This window comes from Aliiruegeria lutimaris (assembly GCF_900099935.1).
Taxonomy (GTDB): domain Bacteria; phylum Pseudomonadota; class Alphaproteobacteria; order Rhodobacterales; family Rhodobacteraceae; genus Tropicimonas; species Tropicimonas lutimaris.
In genome coordinates this window covers 1-11727 of sequence record NZ_FNEK01000110.1, presented here as the reverse complement: position 1 = coordinate 11727, position 11727 = coordinate 1, and the positions used below count along the sequence as shown (strand labels likewise).

Sequence of the window (11727 nt, the reverse complement as noted above, 5' to 3'; positions counted from 1 at the left end):
GCCTCAATCCAGCCGGTCACGCCGGCCAGTTTGCGGTGACCACCTCCGTTACCTTGCGGTCGTGGTGTCAGTGATCCGGTTTCCCGCCGCAGCTTGATCAGATCGTTCACAAATCTCGGCGAAACCCGGAAGTGCCGCGCCGCCTCGCGGTGCCCGTGACCTTCATCGACAAAAGCGACGACGCGCTCGCGTAGCTCTATTGGATGTGGTTTGCCCATCTGAGACCCCTATATCTGCCTCAACAGAAGGGAATCACATCACAACCAATCTGGGAAGCCTGAATCAGATAGGCCGCGACACGCTCTAGATTCCATTTTGACGGTTATAGGGACGCCAGTTGGTGATCTTGTTCGTCATCTTCGCCGGCCTGCTCTTGCCGCCAACTAACACGCTGGATTCTTGACGTTAATCCCTCGGCCCATTTGCGCAACAATGCCACCGCGTGGGAAGAAGTCCGCACTGCTCCGTTAAAATCCGTCAAAACAAAATGCATACTTGATCAGAGCACGCCGCATGGCTTTGGATGGTCTCAGTTTCCTCGAAAATGACGGTCAAGTCTAACGCCATAGGGATCTATAATGATGCGATACCGCGCGTTGATATCCAAAGCAACTTTGAGCTTCGGTAGCGCAGTTTCAATTTGCCTTCTGAATTCAGGACTGGCACATTCTCAAGCCGCATCCAATCTTGCTCCTTCAACATTTCAGCCGGAGAGCCAGACCGGAGTGGGGCCGGTATCTGTTGCGCGCGATCCGGGCGCGCCTGTTCCACAGGGCGCGGACAAGCTCTTTGTTGCGATTGGAGACGTCCGGATCGAGGGTGGTCTGCCAGAGATGGCCACCGCGAACACGGCATTTTCCGAGAAGCTCAGTGGCAAACGTATCGCCGTTTCGGAGATCTTTGCCGCAACCAGCGCGCTCGAAAACGCCTATGCAAATGCAGGATATGTTTTGAGCAGGGTGGTGCTGCCACAGCAGACAATTCGTGACGGGGGAACGTTGCGTATCGTCGTGATCGACGGCTTTATCGAGAGCGTCGACGCATCCCGCGTTCCGGCGCCCGCGCGGGGTCGGGCTGTCGCCATCACCCAACCGCTGATCAATGAACGCGGTGTTCAGTTGAATGAAATCGAAAGGGCGCTCCTGCTGGCCGGGGACACGTTCGGTGTGCGGCTGGCGTCGACATTGTCAGCGGGCGGCTCCACCGGAAGTACGGTATTAACCCTTGACGGGGAATTCCAAGAGGTCACGGGCTATTTCGGGCTCGACAATACCTTGTCGGACGAGCTTGGAACTCTGAACCTAAGCTTCGGTGTGGAAGTCAACGGAGCGCTTGAGCTTGGCGAGACTTTCTACTTCCGCGCTGGCGGCACCCCATCAGACTATTTCTCGGAAGACCCGACCTATCAGGTCCTGTCTGCAGGGGCCGTCTTTCCCATCGGTTATGACGGGCCGACTTTCAATTTCGAGGCGACGTCGAGCAAGGCAAAGCCGGAGGACGATCTCTTCCCGAACAAAAGCAAGTTCGAGCGGCTGTCGTTCAGGCTTTATTATCCGTGGATACGTTCGCGCCATTTCAACCTGTCTTCGCAACTCATCCTCGACAGGGTAAGCGATTCACAGGATCTGGTTGCCGGTTCGACCGAATTTCCGATCTACGACGACGATCTGAGCGTTCTTCGGGCAACCATCGACGGCAAATGGGCATTCGACAATCGCAGCTACCTGGAAGCGAGTGCGGTCTTCTCCCAGGGGCTGGACGCATTTGGCGCGGACACGGATATCGATGCTGACGACACACCGCTTTCGCGCCAAGGTGCAAACGCCGAGTTCAGCAAGCTGGTGGTCGGTGCCAGATATGAGCGCCCGTTTGCGTCGAACTGGTCCTTCTTGTTGAGCGGAAGGGCGCAGAGCAATTTCGGCGATGCCCTCGTGAATTCGGAACAGTTCAGCATTGCCCAGACAAATGAACTCTCCGCGTTCGATGCCGGTGATCTGCGCGGCGACTATGGATGGGTCGTGCGGTCGGAAGTCGGGCGTTCGAAAAAATTCGACATCTTCGGTTTCCCTGTGGTTGGCAAGCCTTACGCGTTCGGGGCCTACGGTGTTCTTGGGCTCGAGGAACCAACCGTCTTGGAGCAAAGAAGGACAACGGCCTATTCTTATGGAATCGGTGCTGATTTGTTCACATTGGAAAGTTCTGCATTTCGGTCTGGGTCGCTTAGGCTCGAATATGGAAAGGGTGAGCGAGATGATTTCGGTTCGGACAGAAACCGTTTCACGATTGTCGCCAATCGTCGTTTCTAGGCGCGCATCCCTACAGCTACGGGCATTCAGCTCCCTGACGGCGATGCTGCTGGCCGGTACCGCACTCGCGCAGAACTTGCCGACCGGCGGGTCTGTGGTGGCAGGGAATGCGACCATTGCGCAACCGAGCCGGAACCATATGACCGTAAACCAGGGATCGGATGCGGCGATCGTGAACTGGAACACGTTCGATGTCGGCGCAGGATCGACGCTCGATTTCTATCAACCCTCGTCCGACAGCGCGATACTCAACCGCGTGACCGGTTCTGCCACCAGCGATATCTACGGCCAAATAAACGCCAACGGCCAAGTGCATCTGATCAACCCCAATGGCATCTATATCGGTCCGTCGGGCGCGATCAGCACCGGTGGGTTTGTTGCATCGACACTTGATATTTCGAACGACGACTTCCTGAGCGGTGTCTTTCGTTATCAGGGCGATGGCAACTCCAACAGTGTAGAGAACGCAGGAAAAATCATCAGCAGGCCGGGAAGCTACGCTGCATTGATTGGCGGGCAGGTTTCCAATTCGGGACTGATCCAGGTACCGCTCGGAAAGGTTGGGCTGGGGGCCGGTGAACTGGTAACGCTGGATGTCTCGGGCGACGGGTTCATGCAGGTTGCCGTACCTTCCGACAGCGACGACAAAACCATGGAGGCGCTTGTCGCCAATTCCGGCCGCATCTCGGCAGACGGTGGTATGGTGCAATTGCTGGGAGCGAGCGCCCGCGATGCGGCGCGTCAGGTGGTGAACATGTCGGGCATCATCGAGGCGCGAACGGTTGGCGGCGTATCCGGTGCGGTTGTTCTTGGTGGATACGGAGGAAGCGTCGTCGTGAGCGGCCGGATCGACACATCCGCACGCGCAGAGCCGGTCATGGCTTCGCCTCGGCCCGAGGCGCGCCCGAGTAATGGCGGTACAATCACCATCACCGGTGACGACATCACGCTCGCGGGCGCGACACTTGATGCCAGCGGTGTCGGTGAGGGCAGTGGCGGCGAAATCCGGGTCGGCGGAGATTACCAGGGCAGCGGCGACCTGCAGACGGCCAGCACGACCATTGTGGACGCGGACACGGTGATCACGGCCGATGGCGGAGCCCAGGGCGACGGTGGGCTGATCGTTATCTGGTCTGACGATTACACGGAATTCGCTGGAAAGAACTCGGCAAGAGGTGGTGCCGATACCGGGAATGGCGGTCTGGTCGAGGTGTCGGGGAAACAAACACTACACTATACCGGCACGACAGACACGCGCGCGCCGAATGGCTCTTGGGGTACACTCCTTCTCGATCCGATCAACCTTTATATTGTCGACACATTGACCGGACGGCCCGGGGATATCGAAGTCGCCACGCTCATGTCCAATCTGGAGATGAGCAATGTCACGCTGACGACCTCTGACCCGGATTTCTTCGACGCTGGAAACATTGTCGTAGACGCGGATATCTCGTGGAATGCGGCAACCACGCTGGAACTGATCGCGGACAACGTCATCACCATCAACGGCGTGATCAATGCTCCCAATGGAGGGTTGATCCTGAACGCTGTCGGCCTGTCCAACGGTCTTGTTGGGCTCATAACGGCGAATGCGAGCGTGAATGTCGCGTATTTCTCGCTTGTTTCTGGCTTCTGGCAACAGATTTCGGCGGTTCTTCCCAACTTCTTCGCAGCCGATTTCGAGGTTGATTCCGATGCGGACTTCCTGCGCGCACTGGGCGGCGACGGGACAGATGCGAACCCATATCAACTCACCGACGTGTATGGACTGCAAGGGATTGGCGGGCCAAGCCTCAGCGATCTGAGCTATGTATTGGCAAACGACATCGATGCCTCCGTCACCACGGGCTGGGGGAACGGCGGTTCTTTCGTTGAAGGGTTTGAACCTATCGATTTCTCCGGAACGTTGTATGGAAACCGTCATGCCATCGACGGACTCTTCATCGACATCTACGGTTTCGGCGGGTTGTTCGGTCTTCTGACCGGAACGGTGATCGATCTCAGTATAACAAATGCAGACGTGACGACCGCGTTCGGCGGAATTCTCGCCGGTGCCAATGACGGCACGGTTATCGGCGTCATGACCTCGGGCACCCTTACCACAGTGGAAGGTGTCGGGGGCGGGTTGGTCGGCTCGAATGGCGGCACGATCACGGACAGTTTTTCCACCGCTGACGTGTATGCAACGACAGTCGAGAGTAACATGGTAGAGGCCGGCGGGCTGGCCGGTCGAAATTCCGGAACAATCGAACGTTCCAACAGCAGTGGCACGGTAACGGTCGAGGACGACGCAGACGGTTACTATGTTGGCGGTTTGGTAGGAAACAACCAAGGTACAATTCTGGATTCTTATTCAACGTCTGACGTTTCCGTCACCCTTACGAACGATAACTTCAACACCGCGTATCTGGGTGGATTGGTGGGCTTCAACGATAGCGGGGCGACGATCTCCAGGACCTTCTCCACTGGATCAATGGAATATTCCGGCTTCGGTACAGTGACATATGGCGGCCTGGTTGCTGTAAACGCCGGTACCGTTTCGGCCTCGTTCTGGGACACGCAGAGTTCTGGTCAGGGCGCTAGTGATGGCGGCGCCCCCCTCACAACGGCCCAGTTGCAGGACACGCAAGGTTTCTACGACCTGGCCTCGGCGCAAGGCTGGAATTTCGCAACTGTCTGGGCACCGGGCAGCATCGGCGCCAATCCTGCCAATTACACGACCAGCCCGGTTGTCTTCGCAATTCCAAACGATGTAACCGTTCAGGAAAGCGATGTTCCAACGGCGACAACGACGGGAGATGTCTTCGGCGGTCCTTCACTTTATCGTTTTGGTCCGGCGTCCGATGCGCTCGATACATCGCCGATTTTTCAGACACTCGATTTCGGGAATACGTCTGTTGGCACGACGACTTTCACGGTGGACACGGGCGACCTGACCAGTGCGGGAGGGCAGGTCTACAACGTGGTCGCCCTGCCAGGGTCTGCCGAAGTCACCGCAGATCCAGCGGTGCCCCCAGTGAACCCTCCAGTAAATCCACCAGTGAACCCTCCAGTAAATCCACCTGTTGAAATTCCGGCAGGTTCGGATGTCATCCAGGCGCCTCCCCTGCCAAGTATCGAAATCACGCCGACCGTAGACACTACGTTTGAAGGCGGAGGAACCTCGGTCCTTTCACGGTCAACGGCCCTGAGGTCATTGGACACAATCGATACGAGATCCGACGACTTCGAGGAACAGCTCTCAAGCTGTGCGTCGCGTGGAGAGGATGTGAGCCAGTACCTGGCCTGTCTTGCTGATGCGATGGATGACTACGCGGCCGATCTGGACAAGATCATCGAGGGTCTTCCGCCCGGATTGGAATCGGTTGGAGACATAATACGGGGCGCGAGTGCAGGTATCCGGCACGTCGGCGAAGATGCGCAGCGGCAGCTTTCGCTAGCGACGACCGTCGAGCAGCGCGCCGCGATCCGTCGTTCGGCCGCAGACCAGGCGCGCGGAATTTTGCAGGATACGCAACGTGAGATCCGCAAGGAGATCACATTGATTAGAGCGTCGGATCCGGAACTTGCCAGCATACAGAAGCAACAGGTAGAACGGATAGCATCGGCCGTCGGAGAAGCTGAAATCAGCTTGTCTCGCGCGATCGGCCTGTAACCGAAACTACATCTCGGAGTCTGATCTTGCTTTTTTTCCGACTTGCCGCGGCGTCGATTCTGATGCTGGCAAGTACTTGCTTGGTTTTGGCCGAAACACGCGTGGCGCTGGTGATCGGCAATTCCGACTACGAGTCGGTCAAAGCATTGGACAACCCAATCAACGATGCCTCCGACCTCGCCATAGCGCTCGAAGGGCTTGGCTTTGATGTCTTTCTCGGCACCGATCTTTCACTGGACAGCACGTTATCGCTTGCCAGTGAGTTCGGCGCCGCCGCCGAGAGGGCGGATGTTTCGTTGCTTTTCTACGCCGGGCACGGCTTCCAGGTGGATGGCCAGAATTTTCTGGTGCCGGTCGATGCAGAAATTGCTTCGGCAGAGGATATCACTCGGCAGACCATTGCCTTGAACGAAATCGTGGGTGAGATGCAGCGCTCGGAGGGTATTCGCATCGTGATCCTGGATGCCTGTCGCGACAATCCGTTTGGCGCCGACGTAATCGAACTCGGAGACGACGGCCTTGCCCGGGTGGGAAGCGACGCGGATTTCCTCTTTGCCTATGCAACCCAGCCGGACAATGTGGCCTATGACGGATCAGGACGAAACAGCTTTTTTACCGAGGCTTTGCTCAATCATATCTATACCCCGGGGCAGGATATATCCGACCTGATGATTGCGGTCCGCAAGGATGTCCTTTCCGCTACGGGAGGGCGGCAGATTCCGTGGGACAACTCATCTCTGACCCGTCAGTTTCGCTTTGACACGAGCCCCGCGACAGCTTCAGAGGATACGTTGCTTTGGCAGGTCGCTGCCAGGTCTAAAGAGCCCGAACTGATGGAACTTTACATGGACCGGTACCCGGAGGGGGCGCATGTGCGCGAGGTGGTTGCATTTCTTGATGATGAAGCTGGAAATCAAAACGCCACCCGCACCTTGTCTGAGAGGGATTACGATGCGCAGGCGGAACGTATCTGGTCTTTGGCTCAAAGAAGCCGTCTGCGTCCCCTTCTCGAGTACTATCTTGAAAAGTACCCCGAAGGTGCGCATCGGGCTCAGGCGCAGCGCTTGATACAGTCGATCCCCGACCCGAACAACAGCACGCCTGCCAGCATCTGTGCACGATTGGCAACCCATCCGCGCGACGGCACGGCAAGCAATCCAGGGATTCCATTCAGCCGACTTCAGCAAAATGCGATTGCGGCCATACAGGCCTGCAGTGCCGCAACAGTGCAGTCGCCGGACCTGACGCATTACACAGCGCTGCTGGCGCGGGCAACGATTGCTGCTGGCGATGTGGACCGAGCGGTCGCTCTCTATCGGCAGGCGGCCAATCGCGGAGACCTGCGGGCGATTGTCTCCCTGGCGCAGCTCTACGAAAACGGGCTGGGCGTTGAAAAGGACATGTACGAGGCATTTAAGCTGTACGAACGCGCAGCAGAAGGCGGAAGCCATGATGCAATGATCAACCTGGCCGTCACCCTGTTCGAAGGTGAGATCGTTCCCAAGGACGAATCGCGCGGGATCGAGCTGCTGACGCGGGCGGCTGAGAGCGGATCCGCCAAGGCGACTTTCAACCTCGGTGTGCTGGCACAAGATGGCGTGGTTGGACGCCCCGAACAGGCGCTCGAGCTTTTCAAGAGAGCCGCGCGCGGCGGCGAACACCAGGGATACCTTGCCGCTGCAATCCTGCTGGATGAGGGCAGGGGAGTGCCCCGGAACGAGAAAGCGGCTGCTCGTATGCTGCTGTTAGGCGCCGCAGAGGATGACGGCGATATTGTTTCGCGCCTGGCAAACGGCTCTGATCAATGGTCGCGTGGTACCATCAAGGAGGTCCAATTACTGTTGCAGGCGACGGATCTCTATATGTCGGCGATAGACGGTCAACCGGGGCCGAATTTTACCTCCGCGCTGCAACGATGGCGTAGCGGTGGATTCGATGCATCAATTGTATCTACGAACTGAGAGATTGGGTGATGTCAAAGCAAGGAAAAAGTGACAGCGTCGGTCGTTGGTGAGCATTGGCAGACCAGACAGGACGGCGGAGTTCGCAGCAGTCCCATCCCGCCGCTACGGGGCCGGTTTTCTCGCCGCCATTTTCACTTTTCGATAGGATCCAGCGACCTGTTCCAGTCGAAAACAACGGGCCTCACGCACGGCTCGGGTTGGCGAAATCGGGTGACCAGGCTGTGCACGCCTGGCCACCCAGCTCCTTTGTCAGGAGCGTCGTTCGGGTTCTTCGCGGCACTCCAACCGCTTCTTAAGCCAGTCCAGTACCTCGTCCTCAACCCATCCCACTCTGTTGGGGCCAAGCTGTACCCGCCTTGGGAATTGGCCGGCCTTTTCCAGCCGCGCGACATGTTGCGGCGAGTAGAGGACCAACTCTTTGAGCTGGCGCTTTGAAAGTATCCTCATCACGATGTCTCCTTGATTGAAGAGCATCGCGATGCCCCAGGTTACGACGATACCCAGGCGATGCCGACGCTATCACGCAATGGTCAGCTCCGCCAAGAAGTCGTCATGCCGCTGCATGGCGGCACGCATCTCGTCGAGGTAGGAGTACCGATTATACACGGCCGAGATGCCGCTGACTGTTCCTGAAATATGGTTGAGCAGTTTTTCCGTGATATGGATTGGCGTACCCAAACGCGCCAAGTTTGAACTGAAAGTGCGCCTGAGATCATGCAGGGTATAGGGTGAAACCTGGATGTCGCGGTCAAAGTTGCGCTTGGCCCGCGAAAACCCGTCAAAGGGTTTCGCATCCGAGAGCCGCGACGGAAACAACAGATCTGCCGTTTCTGGGAGTTTATCGACAATGTGACGCACGGATTCAGTGAGCGGCAGAGCGTGCTCCCGGCTGTTCTTCACGAACGCTGCCGGAAAGATGATTGTGTCCTTTCCTATCCAGCTGCGCCGAAGGTTGACGATCTCGCCTCGTCTTTGCCCAGTGAGAATGAGGAGTTGGACGATCGAGCCGAAAGGATACCCAATGGCACCGGCGTGGCGCCATATTGAAACCAGCTCATCGTCTGACAGGACACGATCCCGCGGCCGTTGTTTGAACGTCAGCGGTGGCACGGGTGACGCCTCGATATAACCGCGCTTCCAGCACCAGTTCATCAGGGTGCGGATGGCGACGAAGGCGTGCTGTTGTTCGGCCGGTGTCCCCTTCAGCTTGTCGAGGCGGCGCAGGATGGCGTGGCGATCGATTTCGTCCAAAGGACCGTTGAATCCGAAGTGGCGATGGAGGAGCCGACGGTACTCTCCGACCGTGCGCGGTTTGTTGCGCGTCTCGCTGTCCTCGAGAAACATGCGTCGGGCATCCTGATAGCTGATCTCAGGTCTGACGTGTTCGAGTGGGCTTTCCAGCGCGAACTCGGACTGAATGCCTTTGGCGCGCGCCCTAGCTTCGGCGAGCGACATCTCCGGGTAGCGGCCGATCGACCGACGTTGCCGATTCAGGCCGTAGACCACCACGAAGGTCTTCGTGCCGCCTTGGGAAACCCTAACACCAAAACCAGGGAGCGCCTTGTCGTAATAGGTCTTCTGACCCCGTTCGGGCGACCGCAGATTTTTGATCTGTTGATCCGTTAGGCTCTTCTTAGGCTCTCGTTTCACGGGGTCTCTGGGGGTTTTGAATGGGTTTGCATGTTCGCCTCATACACCGTAATATCATGAAAAAGAAACAATAAAATTTCGCTATGTTCAGCAATGAGATCTTTAAACTTCACACTTTTAATCAGTGGGTCACAGGTTCGAATCCTGTACGGCTCACCATTCGAATCAAGGGCTTAGGCGGAAACGCCTGAGCCCTTTGGTTTTTTGTTCCGTGGATTGGGGACACTTGGGGGACAAGTGCCCTCATTTCGACTCCGATTTGCAGGTCGGAGGCGTCTACTCAGCCGCGTAGGTCTTGCTGACGGCCTCGTTCAAGTCGGACGAAGAACGGATGCTTGAGGGCTGGCGGCAGCGATAGCGTCCGCCTCGCCGGTCAATCTTGTTTCCCATAGAACACCTCCTGGTTCCGCAGTTGGTGCTCTCCACTTTTTCGGGGCAAGTCCAATTTCCCGACCCGGATGGTCGAAATCATGAACGAAGTTTTTCTCCCCTCGCTACGCGGCGATCTTCAAATGACGGGACGGTCAGACTGCCCGCCAGGTGGGTTGTCCGACGCTTTCGGAACACTTTTCTGGTCGTGGAATTGGGGACCGGACAATCTTGCCGGATGACGCTTTCCGGCCCCCTCACCCTTTGCGCGCCAGGTTTCCCTGGCGCGTTCAACTTACCAACTGTAGCTGGCGCCGAGGACGAATTCGTTCTGGGACATCTGCAGTTCGATGTCCTGCTCGTTGAACGGGATGGTCTCGTTGCGGCCGGAGACGGAGTTGCTGAAGGCGTGGGTGTATGCGCCGTGGATCTTCCAGTTGTCGTTGACCGCGTAGGTGGCGCCCACGGAGGCGTGCCACTGGATCGTCGCCGGTGCGAGGGTGTTGAACAGGACTTCCTCGTCGTCGATGAACTGGGAGGCGTAGCTCACGCCACCGCGGAAGGTCCATTTCTCGTCGTGGCGATAGATGGCGCCGACGCGGAAGATATCCATGTCCTTCCAGCCGAATCCGGGGCCGTCATCCTCGCCGAGGCGCGCGTCGGTCGGGTCGATCACCGAGCCGCCATTGGCGATGGCCTTGATCTGGCTGTAGTAGATCCGCTGATATTCCGCGGTGAAAGTGAAGCGCGGGTCTGCGGCGGGTGTGTAGGCGGCGCCGATCAGGAGCGTCGCGGGGATGTCGAAATCGCCCTGTTCCGCGAAGAGCCCCGAATACCTGTCGAACTCACTCATCCAGATGCGTGAGCGATAGGAGATGCCGATATCCCATTCCTCGTTGGGCTCGTAGAGCAGGCCGACATTGAAGCCCCAACCGCGGGACCAGGAATCGTCGTTATTCGTCACGTTGGCGGGATCGCTGGACATGCTCTGGAAGAGTTCCAGCCCGGTGGCGGAGAAGCGCTGCACGGCATAGATCGGCGCGAAACCGAGCGAGAGTTGTTCATTCACCTGGTAGCTCACGTTCAGGCCGATGAAGACCTGTTCGAGGTTCACGCCAAGCGGCGAGGATGAGAACCCGGCGGGTGAACCATTGAATTGCAGCAGGCTGCTGTCGAAGATGTTGGTGTCGTACTCGGTGTTCATGCCGCCGTTTCCGTAAACGACGAACCCGAGCGACATGCGCTCGTTCAGGCGCCAGTTGGCGCCACCGCAGGGAATGAAGAAGTAGTCGTTTTCGCTGGTATGCTTGCCGGGGACCAACGCCTGCATGCCGCCGTAGCTGTCGGTCGAATCGATGTCGATGCTCCGGCTGGGGGCGAAGGTGGTGATGCAGAAGCCGGCAGAGTTGCCGATCTTGTTCCCGGCGGCCGGGTTCTGGGCGAGGCTGAGAACGCCGGACGGTACTGCAACCCCTGCACCTGCCATCCCCTTGGAGGCTGCGCCATAGCCGTTGGCGAAATAGCCGTTGGTTGCCTGCGCGGGGCCTGCGGCGGCTCCGAGAAGAACCAGCCCTGCCATGCCTGCGATGGCACGCTGATTCCGAACGGATTTTGTCATGGTGCGTTTCCTCCAGATCCGTGACACGGTGGAGATCGATCGCGAACTTGTTGGAAGCTGTCCGCACCGTTCTGCGCACCGTTTTCGTACATTTGAATGCCTGCATGTTTTATCTGATTCCGTCACAAAAACGTGACCCGAACGGAAATTTCTTCGCCGGGTGGG

At 57.8% G+C, this 11727-nt stretch carries 7 protein-coding genes; 3 read left to right on the top strand and 4 right to left on the bottom strand.

Going from position 1 to position 11727, the window contains the following annotated elements; genetic code table 11:
• On the bottom strand, positions 1 to 218 hold a 218-nt coding region (locus BLR85_RS26230), incomplete at its 3' end, for a helix-turn-helix domain-containing protein (RefSeq protein WP_139188563.1).
• Between the two features lie 360 nt (positions 219 to 578).
• Between BLR85_RS26230 and BLR85_RS26225 the strand changes: the two genes are divergently transcribed.
• From BLR85_RS26225 to BLR85_RS26215, 3 genes are read left to right on the top strand one after another with little or no spacing between them, the layout of a single operon-like run.
• A complete protein-coding gene (locus tag BLR85_RS26225; RefSeq protein WP_093164374.1) occupies positions 579 to 2306 on the top strand; it encodes a ShlB/FhaC/HecB family hemolysin secretion/activation protein in 1728 nt (575 codons plus the stop codon).
• Positions 2251 to 5961: a two-partner secretion domain-containing protein gene (locus BLR85_RS26220; protein ID WP_244520883.1), complete on the top strand. Its 3711-nt coding sequence runs from the start codon at positions 2251 to 2253 to the stop codon at positions 5959 to 5961. The genes BLR85_RS26225 and BLR85_RS26220 overlap by 56 nt, the downstream gene beginning before the upstream one ends.
• Positions 5962 to 5987: 26 nt before the next feature.
• Positions 5988 to 7922 carry a caspase family protein gene (locus tag BLR85_RS26215; protein WP_244520882.1) on the top strand — a complete coding sequence of 645 codons (1935 nt, stop codon included), beginning with the start codon at positions 5988 to 5990 and terminating at the stop codon, positions 7920 to 7922.
• 252 nt (positions 7923 to 8174) lie between these two features.
• Here the strand turns inward: BLR85_RS26215 and BLR85_RS26210 are convergent, their stop codons facing one another.
• The 3 genes from BLR85_RS26210 to BLR85_RS26200 all read right to left on the bottom strand — a co-directional run bounded on the left by BLR85_RS26210 (position 8175) and on the right by BLR85_RS26200 (position 11562).
• Positions 8175 to 8372 (bottom strand): helix-turn-helix transcriptional regulator, encoded by a 198-nt coding sequence (locus BLR85_RS26210; RefSeq protein ID WP_093164370.1) that lies wholly within the window; start codon positions 8370 to 8372, stop codon positions 8175 to 8177.
• Between the two features lie 72 nt (positions 8373 to 8444).
• Positions 8445 to 9575, bottom strand: a complete 1131-nt coding sequence (locus BLR85_RS26205; RefSeq protein WP_093164368.1) for a tyrosine-type recombinase/integrase — start codon at positions 9573 to 9575, stop codon at positions 8445 to 8447.
• A 664-nt stretch (positions 9576 to 10239) separates the two neighbouring features.
• Entirely contained in the window at positions 10240 to 11562 is a 1323-nt protein-coding gene (locus BLR85_RS26200) for an OmpP1/FadL family transporter (RefSeq protein WP_093151191.1), read from the bottom strand.
• Between the last annotated feature and the right edge of the window lie 165 nt (positions 11563 to 11727).

Coding starts and splice junctions, on each gene's coding strand:
- BLR85_RS26210 (WP_093164370.1), bottom strand. CDS start 8,372: ATGAGGATACTTTCAAAGCGCCAGCTCAAAGAGTTGGTCCTCTACTCG.
- BLR85_RS26225 (WP_093164374.1), top strand. CDS start 579: ATGATGCGATACCGCGCGTTGATATCCAAAGCAACTTTGAGCTTCGGT.
- BLR85_RS26220 (WP_244520883.1), top strand. CDS start 2,251: ATGATTTCGGTTCGGACAGAAACCGTTTCACGATTGTCGCCAATCGTC.
- BLR85_RS26200 (WP_093151191.1), bottom strand. CDS start 11,562: ATGACAAAATCCGTTCGGAATCAGCGTGCCATCGCAGGCATGGCAGGG.